At 61.4% G+C, this 16,552-nt stretch carries 12 protein-coding genes; 9 read left to right on the top strand and 3 right to left on the bottom strand.

The window, feature by feature from the left end; all coding sequences use genetic code 11:
* Positions 1 to 70: 70 nt before the first annotated feature.
* Positions 71 to 1,615, bottom strand: coding sequence for a hypothetical protein (locus JNL55_RS00675; RefSeq protein WP_293848238.1), 1,545 nt, complete (start codon positions 1,613 to 1,615; stop codon positions 71 to 73).
* Between the two features lie 248 nt (positions 1,616 to 1,863).
* Complete coding sequence (locus tag JNL55_RS00670) at positions 1,864 to 3,075, bottom strand: HD-GYP domain-containing protein (RefSeq protein ID WP_293848237.1); 1,212 nt, start codon at positions 3,073 to 3,075, stop codon at positions 1,864 to 1,866.
* A gap of 156 nt (positions 3,076 to 3,231) precedes the next feature.
* Between JNL55_RS00670 and JNL55_RS00665 the strand changes: the two genes are divergently transcribed.
* The 5 genes from JNL55_RS00665 (at position 3,232) to JNL55_RS00645 (ending at position 12,056) form a co-directional block, all read left to right on the top strand.
* On the top strand, positions 3,232 to 4,737 hold the full coding sequence (locus JNL55_RS00665) for a S8 family serine peptidase (protein ID WP_293848235.1): 1,506 nt from the start codon (positions 3,232 to 3,234) through the stop codon (positions 4,735 to 4,737).
* A gap of 41 nt (positions 4,738 to 4,778) precedes the next feature.
* Positions 4,779 to 6,359: a hypothetical protein gene (locus JNL55_RS00660; protein WP_293848234.1), complete on the top strand. Its 1,581-nt coding sequence runs from the start codon at positions 4,779 to 4,781 to the stop codon at positions 6,357 to 6,359.
* 6 nt (positions 6,360 to 6,365) lie between these two features.
* Positions 6,366 to 8,753 carry a caspase family protein gene (locus JNL55_RS00655; protein WP_293848233.1) on the top strand — a complete coding sequence of 796 codons (2,388 nt, stop codon included), beginning with the start codon at positions 6,366 to 6,368 and terminating at the stop codon, positions 8,751 to 8,753.
* Positions 8,754 to 8,853: 100 nt separating this feature from the next.
* Complete coding sequence (locus tag JNL55_RS00650; protein ID WP_293848232.1) at positions 8,854 to 10,404, top strand: N-acyl-D-amino-acid deacylase family protein; 1,551 nt, start codon at positions 8,854 to 8,856, stop codon at positions 10,402 to 10,404.
* A complete protein-coding gene (locus tag JNL55_RS00645; RefSeq protein ID WP_293848230.1) occupies positions 10,404 to 12,056 on the top strand; it encodes a M20/M25/M40 family metallo-hydrolase in 1,653 nt (550 codons plus the stop codon). The genes JNL55_RS00650 and JNL55_RS00645 overlap by 1 nt, the downstream gene beginning before the upstream one ends.
* 5 nt (positions 12,057 to 12,061) lie before the next feature.
* On the opposite strand, the gene JNL55_RS00640 is transcribed toward JNL55_RS00645, so the two are convergent.
* Entirely contained in the window at positions 12,062 to 13,021 is a 960-nt protein-coding gene (locus tag JNL55_RS00640) for a LysR family transcriptional regulator (protein ID WP_293848229.1), read from the bottom strand.
* Positions 13,022 to 13,151: 130 nt separating this feature from the next.
* Here JNL55_RS00640 and JNL55_RS00635 point away from each other — a divergent pair, with 130 nt between their 5' ends.
* The 4 genes from JNL55_RS00635 to JNL55_RS00620 form a co-directional block, all read left to right on the top strand.
* Positions 13,152 to 13,913 (top strand): SDR family oxidoreductase, encoded by a 762-nt coding sequence (locus JNL55_RS00635; protein ID WP_293848228.1) that lies wholly within the window; start codon positions 13,152 to 13,154, stop codon positions 13,911 to 13,913.
* Between the two features lie 194 nt (positions 13,914 to 14,107).
* Positions 14,108 to 14,596: an RNA polymerase sigma factor gene (locus tag JNL55_RS00630; RefSeq protein ID WP_293848227.1), complete on the top strand. Its 489-nt coding sequence runs from the start codon at positions 14,108 to 14,110 to the stop codon at positions 14,594 to 14,596.
* Positions 14,593 to 15,552: a FecR family protein gene (locus tag JNL55_RS00625; RefSeq protein ID WP_293848226.1), complete on the top strand. Its 960-nt coding sequence runs from the start codon at positions 14,593 to 14,595 to the stop codon at positions 15,550 to 15,552. The genes JNL55_RS00630 and JNL55_RS00625 overlap by 4 nt, the downstream gene beginning before the upstream one ends.
* 79 nt (positions 15,553 to 15,631) lie before the next feature.
* Positions 15,632 to 16,552: TonB-dependent receptor (locus JNL55_RS00620; protein ID WP_293848224.1), on the top strand; the 921-nt coding region annotated here is incomplete at its 3' end.

Below are 16,552 nucleotides of genomic sequence, written 5' to 3'. Positions count from 1 at the left end.
CGAGCCCTCGATCCGCGCACTGAAGCTCGGTCCCGTCAAGGTCATCGATGCACAGGGGCGAGTGCTCTGATTACTGCACGGTTGTGAGCGTCCAGCGGGCAGTGGTGCTGCCAGCCTCGCTCCACTCCACATGCACGTCGTGCGCAGGGATGTAGTTGGTCGCATCGGGATCGGTCCCCGCCACCACGTTGCGTTCTCCATCGATGGTGCCGCCGAGCTGCGCGAGCGGAATCGCCTGATCGTGCAGGTACAGGATGCCCACACCCTGTGGCGCCTGAATCGAGTTGCCGGCCTTGAGCAACACTGCATCCACGGTATACGAGGCGTGCAGATCGAACGTGCAGGTCGCGTAGTCGATGGTCATGGCGATCATGCTGCCCGGTGTGGTCGGTGGGCCGCTGCCGGTCAAGCTGCCGGTGTAGCCGTCGCCGCTAGATGGTGTGTACGAGAAGTTGTCGTTGACGCTGACGAAGCCGCTTTCCAACGGCGTGACGCCCGTGGTCCAGAATCCGAACGTCGCTCCGGTGTCCACCTTGCGCAGAGTGCTGGTCAATCGACCTTGATGTGCGCCGGTATGAACTCGGTCTTCGGCGGTGGACGTGAAGTTGAAGTGGTCGAAGGACACTTCGGCCCGGAACTCCTGCACGGTGCTCAAGCGATCGCAGGTGGCTGCGTCATCGACGATGGTCACGTTCGAGACCAGCAGTTGCTGCGAGTCCTCCGCTCGGTAACGAGCCGAGACGGCGACGACGTTCGGCGTCGGTCTGGTGGCCGGCGCCGTGTAGGTTGCGCGTCCCGCCAGCTCGTCCGTGTCTGCGACGATGGTGCCGTGACGTGCCGAGCCACCGATGGCGCCGTTGACCGCCCAGTCACCCGCGAGGAACGACGTGCCTGGGGTGGTTCGACATCGATAGGCGACGGTGGGCACCGGCAGCTCGCCGTTGTCCTGCTCATCGTCTTCGAACTCATCGCAGAGGATGACTTGGAACTGCGCGCTCTGGCCGACATTGAGGGTCACCGCTTTCGGCGTCAGTTGCACGCCCACCACTAACGACCAGTCGCTGAAATGCGTGGTCGACACAGAGAGCGTCCGATTCGCAACGTCGCGCGTCGGTTCCTTATAGACGTGCCAAAGACGAGCCGAGTCTTGATAAGCGATCGTCAGCGCTGCGGCATCGGTGCCGAGCACGTCGTCGTCCGTGTACTGCCAGCGAATCGTCATTGGCGTCGTGGTGTGCAAGCCTTCCGGCGAAATGCGGTAAGCGCGGCCCTTCGCGCCGTGTGCAGTGTTGGTGATCTGCTGAATCGCAAGCGTGCGGTCCTGATCGAACGCACCGGCTGGCACATCGACAGTCACTGCGCCATCGTCGCTCGTGAGTTGTCCGCCCGCGACACCGATGGTGACGCTCACAGTGTTGCCGATAGGTGTGCCCACCTCGGTGGGCTCGGGCGTGTAGTCGCTCGAATCCGGGCTATCGTCAGTGTCGTCGTCATCGGGGCTGTGGCCGGAGCCGCTATCGGGATTGACATTGGGCGGATCGGTGTCGCTGCCACCGCCGCCGCAAGCGGACAACAACAGCAACGCGCTCAGTAGCGCGGCCAAGGACCGTTTCATCGTCGTCTTCCTGTGTGGGTAATCGATGGCCGCGAGTTTGCTGAGTCGCGACACGCTCGACTTCCGTCCACAGAGCCAACACGGAGAGCCATGCCCTTGGGGGCTAGGGCGAGTTGATCAAAAGTTGAGCAGTTGTGAACTGCGCCCGGTATTGGTGGGGCTCAGAACTTATGCAATGAGATATCCACAGGGTTGCCCACAACTTCTGTGGATCAATTCACGGCACGACGGCGCTTGACTTCTGGGCGCTAGGTGGAATGGCTCGACCACAAGTCGTCGAGATAATCGAACGGCCAATTCTCCGGCGGCTCGCGCGCGACGATTTTGTCATTGACATGGGCTTGCGATAGATCCACCAACTTCGGCGCGAACGGCAAGCCAGCGCTAATCGAGAAGAACAGCTTGACTTTCGGCTGAGTGAGTTTGGCGGGATGCTGCTCGACCACCACGCCGAGTTTGCCGGAGGCCATGCGCACCAGCGAGCCGACCGGATAGATGCCGATGGTTTTGACGAAGGTTTGAAAAACGGTGGCATCGAAGTGGCCTTCCCACGACGCCATGCGTGCCAACGACTCCGCCGGGTCCCAGCCGTTCTTGTACGGCCGGTCGGAGGTGATGGCGTCATAGACATCGCACACTGCGCCCATGCGTGCGAACAAAGACAGCGGCTCGCCGCTCAATGCCTCCGGATAGCCCTTGCCATCGACGCGTTCGTGATGGTGAAGGCACACATCGAGCACGTGCGGGTTGTCGACGCCGCTGTCGAGCAGCATGCGATGACCCTGTGCCGGATGCGACTTGATGATGTCGAACTCCTGGTCGGTCAACTTGCCGGGCTTGTTGATGATTTCCAACGGGATGACGGCCTTGCCCAGATCGTGCAGCAGCCCGGCCATGCCGGCGTCGCGACAGGTCTTGTCGTCGAGACCCAGGTGCCGGCCCAGGGACACCATCAGCGCGCACACCGAAACGGAATGCAGGTAGGTGTACTCGTCGGCATGCTTCAGGCGACACAGGGTGACGAGGGCATGCGCGTTGCGGTCCACCGACTGCACGATGGCATCGACCATCGGCGCACACTCCGTTGTGTCCACGGCGTTACCCATCCGCGCTTCCGCGAACATGGCGGTGACCGCTTCTTTGGAGCACTTCAAAATGCCGGTGGCGGTTTGCAGTTCATCGCCCAACGACTGCGGCGTCGGTTTCGGCTTGGTCGCTGACGGCGTGCTGGTGTCCGGTCGCGCAGAGGGGGCGGCGTTGCTCGACGGTGTCGGCAGGTCCTTACCTTGCTGAGTGTCGATCCAGCACTCGACTGCACCAGAGTTGCGCAGCTTGTTGAGGATGTCTTCGTTGTCGACCGCGAAACGTTTTTTCCACAACGTGTGCGCCAGCCAAGAGCCCTCGATCTCGGCCACGAACATTCCCACAGTGACATCGCGTACATGAACTTTGCGGAGCATGGGGCGAGGCTACCGCAAAGCGATAAGTAGCAGCGCGCGTACATATCCTGATCTGTGGCGAGCGGGCGGGTCGTGGCGCAAGCGCGCTACAACCCTGGAAACTTGCCGCAAACTTGGGCAAATTTGCGCCGGTTCGCCGCGCACTCGAGGTTCTCAGTGACCCAAGTTGACCACTCTGCCGACGCTTCGATTCTCGAGCCGACACCGTCGGTGCAGGCGTCGGCCGGCTGGTTTGGCACGCTCGCGCAAAGCCAGCAGGGTGGCGACACGACCGCGCCGACCGAGCTGCCGCCGGATCGATTCTTGGTGATCCCGGACGGTCGGGTCGCCAAAGAAGTGGCAGCGAGAGTGCGCGAGGTCACGCGGCATGCCGATTTCTATCTGACCATTCCGATGCTCGACATCCGCTGCGACTTGGCAACGGCGAGTCAGATCCATGGCTGGCCCGGAGTGCGGGGAGTTTTTCAGGCACCGCCGGGCAGCGATGACACGCAAGGCCTGGTCGCCGGGCTCGATTTGCTCGCACAGCTGGACTACGTGCAGCGACAAAGCGGCACTCAGACGCTGGTGGGCGGACGGCGCAAAGGCGATCAGCACGGCTATCCGGTGGTGGTGAACCACGAAGGCGAGCTTGCGATTCGTCATGATCCCAATTTGGATTGGCCCGTGCCGCCGGCGGCGCTGGCGGTGATCAATCTGAGTCTTGGCACGCGCACGCTCGACTATGAGCACGCGGGCGATCCGGTGAACTTCGCGATTGCCGGTGCGGCGAAAAATCAACTCGTCGTGGTCGCCGCCGGTAACAGCGGCGCGGTTGAAGGGCGCTCGTCAATGTCGGCGTGGGCCAAAAGCCCTTGGGTCTTATCAGTGGGCGCCACCGAGGACGAATCCGGAGCGCGGCTGGCCGACTACTCGTCGCGAGGTATCGAGTCCGATCCGGATTCCGGGCCGGACCTGGTGGCCTGTGGGATCTCGCGTCTCGACGGCGAATCGGCCGGCACCAGTTTCGCGGCGCCTCGGGTTACCCAGTTCGCAGTCATTTGCGCCAGCGCACTGCTGCAGCTTCGAACGGCGTTGCAAGTGGTGAGCGGGCGTGAGGTCGAAGGCGTTCGCCTGATCGGCATCGGCATGATCGATCTGTTCGGCGAGGAGATGTTCTTCAACGCCATGGGGCCGCGCGTGCCGATTGAAGCGCAGCCGCTATACGGACCGGACCTGACAGCGCTGACTGAGCTGGTGAAAGCGTGCCGCGCAGAAGGGATCGAGTTGGATCTGGGCGTCGATCATCGGCATGTTCGGGCGCTGCTCGAATCCGCGGTGCGACCGATGCCAGAGTATGGCGCACACGAGGTAGGGTTGGGCTTCGTCAGTCAGCCACTCATTAAAGAACGGCTGCTTAGCTTTAATGGCGCCGAGCTGCTCCATATGTGCAAGGTAGGCACTGTTTCGGAAGGGCTGCTGGCACGCGCCGCGGCTTTGCGCGTGTTTGCTCCGAGCCAGGTGGATTTCATGATGCGACTGGCGACGGGTTCGGCGCCCTGGTGGCTGTTCGACTTCAGCAACTACCGTCATGGCTGTCGGCTCGACCAGGGGGAGTCGGTCGAGTCATTGCTCGAGAGCGAGCGCAAGTACGGAAGAAAAGTCCCCTGGCCGCCCGCCTGAGTGAGATTATTGTTCGCAAATTGATCAGTGGGGAGAACTGCGTGGACAAGTTGCACTATATCCATAGCCGAGCGGGCCGCATCGGTGCCAGAGCGGATACCTCCGCCGCCGATGTCGATGCCATCGTCGCCAAGTTACGCAGCGACGCGCGTAAGCATCTGGTCATTCATTTCCACGGCGGTTTGGTCTCCAAGGAGTCCGGGTTGGAATTGGCGGAGCGACTGCTGCCGGTATATCAAGCTGGCGGCAAGCAGGGCGGCTACCCGCTGTTCTTCGTTTGGGAGTCCGGTGCGTGGGAGACCATACGCAACAACTTCACCGAGCTGGCGGACGAGCCGGTGTTCAAGGAGCTGTTGCGGAAGATCGTGCAGTACGCGCTGGAGCGTGTGGGCGCTAGCGATCCGTTTGGACTCGGCCGCTCGGCAACGCCGGGATCCACCGGCTCGCGCGAAACCGAAGTAAAGAAAGCGTTCAAGCAGTTCTGGAACGCACCGTCGCCGCAGACCATTCCCTATCACGGTACGACGCCGTCATCGCCCGGTCAGGCTCGCTCGGTGTCGGACATCGTCGACGACAGCGAAATTCTCGCGGACCTGGAGCAAGACACCGAGGTCAAGAAAGCACTCGCCACGTTGCCCGATCTGCCGCCCGGCACGCGCAGCACCTTTGGCGGCGGTCAGGCGACCGAGCGTCGCTCGGCATTCTCCGAAGTCGCCGCCCACGAATTCTCCAAGCAGTCCGGCACCCGAGGCCTGGTCGAACTCTATACGGTGGCCAAGTATCTCGCCAAAGTGCTGCGCGCCGTCATCAAGCGTTATCGCAGCGGCCGAGATCACGGGATTTATGCAACGAGCGTCGAAGAATTGGTTCGGGCGTTCAAGATTGCTGGCTCCAGCGTCAACGAATGGGGCAAGGCGCTGCAATGGAATCGAATGAAGCAGGACACCATCGATGCGTTCGATCCCGATCCGAACCTGCATGCCGGCACGGCGTTGTTGAGCCGTTTGAAGACGGCCATCGACAGTGGTTGGGACTTGCAACGTATTACGCTGGTGGGCCATAGCACCGGCGCAATTTATATCGCCAACTGGTTGGAAAATGCCGCGCGCTTCTTGCCCGCGACACTCAAGCATGACGTAGTGTTTCTGGCGCCTGCCATCACGTATCAAAGATTCGCTACGATGCTGACGAAGTGTCAGGCCAACGTCGGCAAGTTCCGTATGTTCGCCATGCAAGATGCGCTCGAACGTGAAGATCAGGTTTGGGGCAGCGACGATGAGCTGGCCGAACAGCGCGATTGGCGGCGTTTCATCTATCCCTCGTCGCTGTTGTATCTGGTCAGCGGTATTCTGGAATCGCGTCTCGAAGACGGTAAGCTCATCGATGAGTTCGATGCACCGCTAGTCGGAATGCAACGTTACTTCGAAGATCGGGATACTTATTCGGCGGCGAACTTTCCCGAGATCGAACAGGTGCGCGTCTGGCTGGCTACGGTGGCCGATAGTTTGGTGTGGTCCAAGACCGATAACGCCGGGGCCGGCCTCGGCAGCAGCAGTAACGATCACGGCGCTTTCGACAACGATGCCGAGACCTTACAGAGTTTGCGTCACATTCTGGGGTGACCTGTCATGGCGAAAAAGGATCACTACGCCGTTCTGATTGCGATCAACCAGTACCCGGGCATCACGCCGCTGCACGGTCCGGAGCACGATGCCGAGGACCTGCGTGCCTGGTTGGAAGCGCCGGACGGCGGCGATGTGGAGCCGACCAACATCGTTCGTATCTATTCGTCGCAGTATGGCGTGACCGCGAATCCGGACGACGCCAATCCGACCGAAGCGCACTTCAAGAAGGTGTTGAACGGCTGGCTCAAAGTCAGCCCCAGCGAGTGGCGCGAAAGAGTCGGCGAACGGCTTTATCTATTCATGGCTGGCCATGGTTTCACGTCCGGTTCGTTGACTGATCCCGCGCTGTACACGGCGCAAGCGCAGCCTGGCGATACCGCGCACATCGCGGCGCTGAGATATGCCTCCAAGATTCAGAACGCCGGCTTCTTCGACGAGATCGTGCTGATCATGGACTGTTGTCAGGACGTGCTCAAAGCCAGCTCGGTGACCGAGCCGACCTGGTCGCCGCCGGATTTGCAAAAAACCAAGTCGGTCAAGTTCATGCAGGCCTTCAGTGCGCCTCGGGCACAGAAGGCGTTCGAGAGTCTGGCCACGGATCCGCCGCCGATCCGAGGATTCTTCTCGAGCGTGTTCATGGAAGCACTGCGCACGGCCAAAGCCGATGACGAAGGTTACGTTCTGGCCCGCGCTGTCGAAGATCGGTTGGTGGAGATTTGGAACGATCGTTATTTCAAGAAAACCGATTACGTGCCGCCCATCGTGGCGCCTCGCGATTTACGACTGTATCGACGACCGCAAACCAAGCCCGCGCTACCGACTCATCAAATTGTGCCAGGACGTGCTGGAGCAGGGCGGCCGCCGAGTACCATTGTTCCTTTATCGGTGGCGACCGGGCAGATCGTGTGCGAGGACTCGGGCACCGAGATCTCCGTGGTCGATGCTGATCGTCGCGTCGTCGCGCGAGGCGTAGGGACGATCCGGTTGCAGTTGCCCGCTGGCCGTTACGAAGCACGCTTTCGGTTGGGCAGCGCTGCGAGTCAGCAAGCGTTTTATCTCGGCAAGGTGGCGGGCGCGGACGCATCGCTGCCCAAAGTCTCGGCAGTCAAGTCATTGCATCAGCCGCGACTGTACTTCGACTCGCCGGTGCCGATGTCGAATATCTCCAATCATCACGAGTATCACTATTACCCAGCGCTGGATGTCGAGCGGGTGCAGGCGTCGAGAGAGCGTCGTGTTGGTACCAGCATTAATATATTCGCGCGCGATTCGGCGCATGAGCGGCCGACCCCCTGGCTCATGGATGAGCAGCTGCGCGACAGGTTGAAGTTGCGTTACCTGGACCCGGCCACCGGCCGTGCTGCCGAGTTGATCGCTCGATCTCGCGTCGATCAAGATGCGGGGTATACCTCGTTCATCGCATCGAATATGCCTTCTGGTACGTATCTGCTGGGCATGCCCCGGGCATACGCGGACGGTTTGTATTGGCACGAGATCGCGATCTGTGTGCCGAACGGCTTGGAATGGCGGATCGATGTTTACGTCGACGCGGTGGACGATCCGATTTCGGGTCGGCGCTTCGATCTGGAGCGCGCCAGCGTTCTGGTGGTACCGGCGAAGGCGCCGAACGCACTCGATTCGCCCGAAGTGCGGCTGACGGAAGTGGCCAGGTTGGCATTGCTGGAAGGTAAGTTGGGTGTCGGGCCCGAGGTGCTGGCACAGCTACTGAATGGCAGCATCGATGCGCCGATGCTTTCGCTTTACACGGCCTATGCAATCGCTGGTCGGCCTGGCAAGGATTCGCCAGACCAAATCCTCCGGTTGTGCGATGGCATCGAAAAGCATTGGGGACGCGAGCTCGCCGACATCAAGATTCTTCGCGCCTTCGCGGAGGGCGAGAAGGCCGGCGCTGTCGACTTTGCATTCGACGACGTGCCGCTGCTTGCTGCCGGCTGGTCGTTAGCGCGTGGGTTGCGGGAACCATTGACACTCCAGCCCGCTGTTCAAACTCAAATCGCAATGTGGCGCACGCCGGGCTCGATCTGGACCCAGACCCGCGTGCCTGACAAGCGCACGATGGATCGCGACCAGCTGCGGGAGGCCGGTGTTTCAAACATCGCTCTCGATGAGTTAAGAACGGCGCTCAAGCTCGTCGACGCGTCCGCCAGCCCGCTGCAGCAGGCGCTACGTCGCGCGCTACTCAACCAGTTCGATGATGACGACGAGGTAGTGAACCTGTCGGACGTCTTTGGCCAGACGGCCCGCGAGTGGCTGGTCGACGTGGCTCTGGTCCAAAGCGCCTTGCTGGATTCGATGGCGAAGCAGCGAGTCGCAGTGGTGGCTGTATCGTCCGGATCGGCCAGTGGCCAAGGCGAGTTGATGGAAATGTGAGGCTCGGCGGGCGGGCTGGTTCATGCGTGGCCGGCCTCCAAGCAACATTCTTCGGCCCAGATGCTATGTCGCCGTCGTAGCCCGCAACTATCATCGGTGGATGAAAAAACTAAAGCGATTGGTACGTCTGGGATTCGCGGCCCGTGCGGCAGCGATGGTTGTCGGCTTGCTGGCGGGTGCAAGCACGGCGGTAGCGGCTGCGGCGCCGGAGTCGTTGCTGATCCAAAATGTGCTCATCGTCGACGGCAGCGGCGCGGCGCCTTATTCAGGCGCACTGCGAATCGCGGGCGGCCGCATCGTCGAGCTCGGGAAGGATTTGAAGGCCAAGCCGGGCGAGAAGACCCACGACGGCAATGGTCAGGTGCTCGCACCGGGCTTCATCGATACGCATAGCCATCACGAGCGTGGCTTGTTCAAGAAGCCCACCGGCGATGAATTGCTGAGCCAAGGTGTCACCACCATCGTCATCGGTCAGGACGGCGGCTCGATGTATCCCATCGGCAAGCTGTGGAAAACGATTGGTTCGCGCCCTGTGGCGGTGAACGTGGCGTCTTACTCGGGCCACAACACCATTCGTTCGCAGGTGCTCGGCAAGAACTATAAGCGAGTGTCCACACCGCAAGAAGTGGCGGCCATGGTCAAGCTGGTCGATGCCGACATGCGTGACGGCTCCATCGGTCTGTCGAGCGGGTTGGGCTACGATCCGGGCATCTACGCGGACATCAGCGAAGTGGTCGAACTCGGTAAGGCAACCGCGCCTTACGGCGGCCGTTATATCAGCCACATTCGCAGCGAGAACGTGAAGCTGTGGGAGTCCATCGACGAGCTGTTGCAGGTCGGCCGCGAGGCTCGCATCCCAGTGCAGCTGTCGCATGCGAAATTATCGATGGTGTCGCTGTGGGGCCAGGCGCCCAAGCTGCTCAAAAAGCTCGATGCCGCCAGGGCGCAAGGCATCGATGCCACGCTCGACATCTATCCATATGAGTATTGGCAGTCGACGATGACTGTGGCGCTGCCCGAGCGTGACTTCAACGACGTGGCCGCAGCTCGCTTCGTGCTCGCGAACACGATCAAACCCGAAGGCATTCGCTTCACCACGTACGACGCCGATCCTTCCATCGTCGGCAAGACGCTCGCGCAAGTTGCTGCCGAACGCAAAGCCGATCCGGCCGAGCTGTATCTGAAGCTGATTCGTGACTCGATTGCCAAGGACGCCGACGAAACCATCATCGGCACCAGCATGAGCAGCGAAGACATCGCCACCATGATGCGCTGGTCACATGCAAACATTTGCTCGGACGGCGAGACAGCCGGTTCCCATCCGCGCGGCGCCGGTTCGTATGCTCGCATCCTGCGCAAGTACGTGCGTGAAGACGGCGTGCTCTCACTGCAATCTGCGGTTCAGAAGATGAGCGGCCTGGCTGCCGACCACATGGGCTTCAAGGACCGCGGCTACCTGCGTCCCGGCTTGGTCGCGGATCTGGTGGTGTTCGATCCGGCCAAGGTGCAGGACCATGCGACGGTCGAAACGCCGGCGCGTCTGGCCACCGGCATCAGCGCGGTTTGGGTCAATGGCGAGCAGGTGTGGAACTCGGGCAAAGCCACTGGCAAGTTTCCCGGTAAGCCGTTGCGTCGGGCGACGGGGGAGTGATGCCGTCACTGCATCCTCGTAGCGCGGCTCTGGCCGCGCTGTTGGCGCTGTCTGCTCCGTTCGTATTTGCGAGCGAGACCGTCGATCTGCAGGCGATCAATCGCATTACCGATGAAGCTTTCAATCGAAGCGAGATTCCGCAGACCGCTGCGTACCTGAGCGATCGCATAGGTGCGCGACTCACGAATTCGCCGCAGATGCGCGAGGCGGAGCGCTGGACGCAGGAGCAGTTTCGTCAGTGGGGACTGAAGAACGTTCGCGCCGAAGGCTTCGATTTTGGCCGGGGTTGGTCCATCGAACGGGCGAGCGTACGAATGGTGGCGCCGCGAGTGCGAACCATGCAGTCGATTCCGATCGCGTGGACGCCAGCGACGCCAGGTGCAGTGAGCGCGCCCATCATCGTGGCGCCTCTGCGTACCGCCAAAGACTTCGAGAAGTGGCGAGGGCAGCTACGAGGCAAGATCGTGCTGGTCAGCCAGCCGGGCACGTCGGCCGAACCGACCGAAGCAGACTTCAAACGCTTCACCAGGGAAGAGCTCGACGCGATGACGCCGTATCCGCAGCCGACGCACTCGGAGGCGCAATTCCAGGCGCGGCGTAAGCGAGCATCCTTCGATGAACAGCGGGATGAGTTCCTCGCGGCCGAAGGGGCGTTGTTATGGGTGCGTCGCTCCAATCGCGAGGGTGGATTGGTGGAAGGCTCCAGCTACGGTGCCGACTCCAGCACGGTGTATGGATACCTCGTCGGTCGTACTCCGAAGCTGCCGGCGGTCGAGCTGGCTGCCGAAGACTATCGTCTGCTAGCTCGGTTGGCGAAGGCGGGCACGGCGCCGGCCATCGAAGTGATCAGCGATGTGAAATTCCACGACGACGATCATCGTGCGTACAACATCATCGCGGAGCTGCCTGGCCGAGATGCCAAAGCAGGCTACGTGCTAGCAGGTGCTCACCTCGATAGCTGGGTGGCTGCCGATGGTGCCGCCGACAACGCGGCGGGCTCTGCGGTCGTGATGGAAGCGGCGCGCATCCTCAACAAACTGAATTTCAAACCGAAACGAGCCATCCACTTTGCGCTGTGGAATGCCGAGGAGCCCGGTTTGCTGGGTTCGATTGCGTATCTCGATCAGCACCTGGTGTCGCGTCCGCCAGTAACCGATCAAGACACCGCCAAGCTGAATCCTTACTTCAGTCGCAGCTGGCTGCAGCGTTGGCCCATCACGCCGAAGCCAGGGCACGCGCAGTTGACGGCCTATTTCAATCTCGACAACGGCTCCGGCAAGATTCGCGGCATCAATGCCGAAGGCAATCTCGCTGCCATGCCGGTGTTCAAGCAGTGGCTGGCGCCGTTTGCGAGCATGGGCGCGGATACGGTCGTGCCGGCGCGAGCGGGCGGAACGGATCATGCGTTCATGCAAGCGGTGGGGTTGCCGGGTTTTCAATTCATCCAGGATCCGCTGGACTATGAAAGCCGGGTGCATCACACGCAGATCGATACCTACGATCATCTGCGCATCGAAGATATGAAGCAGGCGGCGGTGATCCTGGCATCGTTCCTGTTGCAAGCGGCGAACCGTGACGAGCCACTGCCTCGTATGCCGTTGCCCACGCAACCGGCAGTGACCGATCCTTTCCTCTACGACGACGTCGAATAAACCTATTACCGCTGCGCGCGGCGCGATGAAGTTCGATTCGCGCGCGGCGGTTTCTCAGGTTCCAGGCAACTGAGCAGCTTGGCCAGGTCCGCACTGGCACGATCGGCACGATGAATTGCGGCGTGCCGGTAGATGGAGCCCTCGGCGTTGAACGGAAGCAGCCGCAGTCGGGGATTGTTAGGGCGGACCGAATGTTCGCTCGCAACGCCGACACCGACACCGCGCTCCACTAACACCTCGGCCAGCGCGGTGCTGGTAGTGCGGGCCGCTACTTGTGGCTGAACACCAGCACGCATCAACAGCTGCTCGCACTGACGAGTAAACGCGTTCTTCGGCGCCTCAGGCGGCAGCACTAACGGCAGACCTTCCAACATCGATGGATGAGCGTGTTTGGCGCGCGCTAGCGGATGTTGTTTGGGGACCAGCAGCCCGAGGCGCGAGGACTTGATGGGTTGCACGACCATCTCGGTGCTGTCCGTGTTCAGCGGCAGATTCACCAGCGCCGCATCGATGATGCCGTGTGCCACTTGCAACTCCAGCGACGGCGACAAAGTGACCGTGGTCTCCAGTTGCACGCCCATCTTTTGCGCTTGTTGTAGCAGGCTGTTCAAGTGCGGTCCGTAGACGAAGTCATCCGCCATGCCGATGACGAAGGTGCGCGTCTGTGTGCCATGAAACGCCTGGATGGTGCTGCAAACCCGATCCAATCCGGCCAGCAACATCCGCGCTTCCAGATAAAAGGCGTCGCCGGCTTCGGTGAGGGAGAACTTATGGCCTTCTCGCTGTAGCAGCTGGACGCCGAGCATGCGTTCCAGGCCTTGGATCTGCTTGGTGATCGGCGGCTGGGAAATGCACAGTTTGTCCGCCGCCCGCCGGAAGCTGCGGTGCTCGACCACGCTGACGAAATAGCGCAGTTGCTTGACGCTGATGTGGCGGGAGGCCGGACCGCTCGATTCCATTTTCATATCAACCCACCCATAAAAAAGCATTTGCTGCAGCAGAGCAGACCGCCAATCATGACCACACACGAGCGGCGCGCGCAACTCCCGATTCGTCACTGACCTGGCTTTGCTCGAATGAAGAAGGTGTTGTCGTATGGCTCGTAATGTTGTCATCACCGGCGGTGGCGCCGGCCTCGGGCGTGTGATGCGGGAGCAGTTTCTGGCTCAGGGCGATCACGTGCACGTCTGTGACATCGAGCTGGATGTCACGTCCGAGCAAACGGTCGGCGCTGGCCGGCTGCGTGGCACCGTCTGCAATATGGGCGATGCCAATGCTGTGTCGAAGTTGTTTGACGAAGTCGCCGCGTGGATGCCGCACGTCGACGTGCTGATCAACAACGTGGGCATTGCCGGCCCGCGAGCCACCCTTGAAGATGTTTCGGAACACGATTGGCTGGAGATCATCCAGGTGAACCTGTTCGGCGCCATCCGCTGCATGAAGCGGGTGCTGCCGGGCATGAAGCAAAGACGCAGCGGCGCCATCGTCAATGTATCGACGTCGTCGGTGGATACGCTGCCGGTGAATCGCTCGCCCTACAACACCAGCAAAGGCGCAATAGAGACACTGACGCTCAGCGTTGCCCGCGAAGTCGGACCGTTCGGCGTGAGATGCAATGTGCTCCGCCCGGGCATGATGGACAACGCCCGCATGCAGCGAGTGCTACAGCGGGTCGCCAATGATTCCGGCAAGTCCGTGGCGGAAGTACTACAGAATGAGCTGCAGTTCATCTCGATGCGAACCATGGTCTCCATGGATTCGGTGGCGGCGATGGCGCTCTATCTATGTTCGCCAGCCGCAGCTCAGGTCACCGGCCAGGTGATCGCCGTCGATGGCGGTGCGGAGTGGGAGAGTTGAACTAAAGGCGGCCACGGGGGCTGCTTCTAACAGAGCTTCATTGGTCAATTCACCGGGCTGACTCGCGAAGCCGATGCGGTGAGCCAAAAGAGGTAGACGAGACAACCCCGTCATCCCCCCAGTGCCACATGTGCTTAGCCTGGGGGCGCGGCGTTTCCATTGTCCGCGCCGAGTCGATGTGACATCGTCGCTCGATGCGCGATTTTCCCCTTCTGGTCATCAAGCTTCGCAAGCTACTGCGCAGTCGCGGGCGAACGCGCGACGATGCCGATGACCTGATCCAGGAAGCGTTCCTAAGAATGGAGCGCTATTGCCGGGAGCACGAGGTGCGCGAGCCCGAAGCTTTCCTGGTCCGTGCCGTGATCAATCTGTCGGTAGATGAGCGTCGTAGCGCTCATGCTCGGCATGCCGGGACGGCGCGCATCGAAACGCTGCCGCTAGTCGATCCGAATCCGTTGCCCGAAAAAGTGCTTGCCGCCGAGCAGCGAGTGCAACGGATGAAGCGTGGCTTGCAGATGCTGACACCTCGAGTGCGCGAGGTGTTCCTGATGAACCGACTCGACGGGTTCAGCTATCCCCAAATCGCGCAACGCCTGGGCATCACGGAAAGCGCGGTGGAAAAGCACATCGCCAAGGCCTCCCAGTTCATGTGGGAATGGATGCATCGACAGGAGGAGCGATGAGCGACGAGCGCGTGCCGGAACAAGAGCCATCGCGTGAGGTGGTCGCAGAGGCGGCAGCGTGGATCACACGTCTGCACGGCTCACGCCGCACGCCCGAGGTCGAAGCGGGATTTCGCGACTGGCTGGCAGCCGACGAGCAGCATGCTCGGACATTCGAAGGCATGACGGAGATCTGGGACATCGTGCCCAGTGTGTCGGCGCCGCCGGTGCCGAGAGTGCAGCGTTGGCAGCCACCTCGGCACTCGCTGCAGCGATTCGGCATGGCAGCTATGCTGATCGTGCTCGCTGGGTTGTCCTGGGCGAGCTATCACTGGTTACGGGCGCCTGCCTATGCAACCGCGATTGGCGAACAGCGCATCGTCAATCTCGATGATGGCTCGCGGGTTTCAATCAACTCTCGCACCCAGTTGTCGCTGGCCTATAGCGATGCTGAGCGTCGTGTGTTCCTCGATCAAGGAGAAGTGTTCTTCGAGGTAGCGCACGATGCCTCGCGTCCGTTCGTCGTAGTGGCCGGCGGCCGTGAGGTGACCGCAATCGGAACCTCCTTCGTGGTACGACACGAGGCCGGCGCCACCTCCGTGGTGCTGGTGGAAGGCAAGGTTGCAGTGGCCGAGCGTGACCAGAAAACGCAAGCGCCAGTGATGCTCGCAGCCGGTGAGCGCATTCGTTTCGATAGCGAGCATGCCAGCCCGGACATCGACCGGCCGGCCGTCGACACGGTTGCGTCGTGGCGTCGCGGCCAAGTGATGCTCGATGAAACGCTGCTGAGCGATGCCGTTGCCGAGATGAATCGCTACGACAAGAAACAGATCGTCATCGACGACGCTGGCATTGCCTCGTTGCCGGTGAGCGGCGTTTATCGCACCGGCGACAGCTTGGGCTTCGCGCGCATGGCGGCGAGGATGTATGGCATCGAGTGTTCCGAACGTGACGGCCGAATTCATTTGCATCGCTGAACCGCAACTGGCACTGGGGGATCGTTTCGCTGTCTCGTCTACCTCATGACAAGTACAACGACCAAACATGGGGTTGAATATGACGAGACGCAATCCGCGGCTGGCCCGGCTAGTGGCGCTTTATCTGTCGCTGGGCTCGATCGCGCCGGTGTCGGCGCAAGTCGCCAATACACACACGTTCGATCTGCCGCCGCAGTCGCTTGCTGAGGCGTTGCGTTCCATCGGCAACCAGACCGGTGTGAATGTGATGTTCGAGCCGCGGTTGGTGAAAGGCTTGAATGCGCCGGCGCTGCGTGCCACGGCCACTACGACTGAAGCCATCCAAACGTTGTTGAAGGGCACCCAGCTCAATGCTGTGCAGACGGCGCGCGACTCGATTCTGATCGAAGCGTCGGAGCGCAGTTCCGACACCATGCGCAATTTGGTCCGGCTGCGGCTTGCTCAGGCCAACGGTGCTGAAGCCGGCAGCGACGTTGCAGAGACCGCCAGCAAAGGTGTCGTGCCGCCGGCGACCGACGCAGGTTATCTCGGCGAGACGGTGACTGTGGTGGGCAGCTGGATTCGCACCAACGAAGATCCGGAAGCGGGCGTGCGGCCGGTGCAAGTGGTGACCGCCAAGGAGTTGAATCAATCCTCCGGCGATCATGTCGGCGACTTCCTGCGCAAGCTGCCGATCAACACCGGTTACTCCGACAACCCGATGAACGACGAGTACGGCGGCGGTAACAGCAGCATCAATCTGCGTGGCATCGGCTCGCAATACAGCCTGGCGCTGATAGACGGCCGCCGCTTCGCTGGTGAATCGATGACCGCCGACGTTGGCGCTTTACCTTCGGTCGCCATCGAAGGTCTGGACATCCTCACCGGCGGTGCCTCGGCGATCTACGGATCCGAGGCAGTGGCCGGTGTGTTGAACATGCGCTTGAAGAAGCACTTCGAGGGCGCGGAGTTTCACGCTTCTTACGGCGACTCGAGCCGTCGCGACGCGCAGACGACTCGA

It is taken from the genome of Steroidobacter sp. (assembly GCF_016790065.1).
GTDB lineage: Bacteria > Pseudomonadota > Gammaproteobacteria > Steroidobacterales > Steroidobacteraceae > Steroidobacter.
This window is presented reverse-complemented; position numbering and strand designations above follow the sequence as displayed.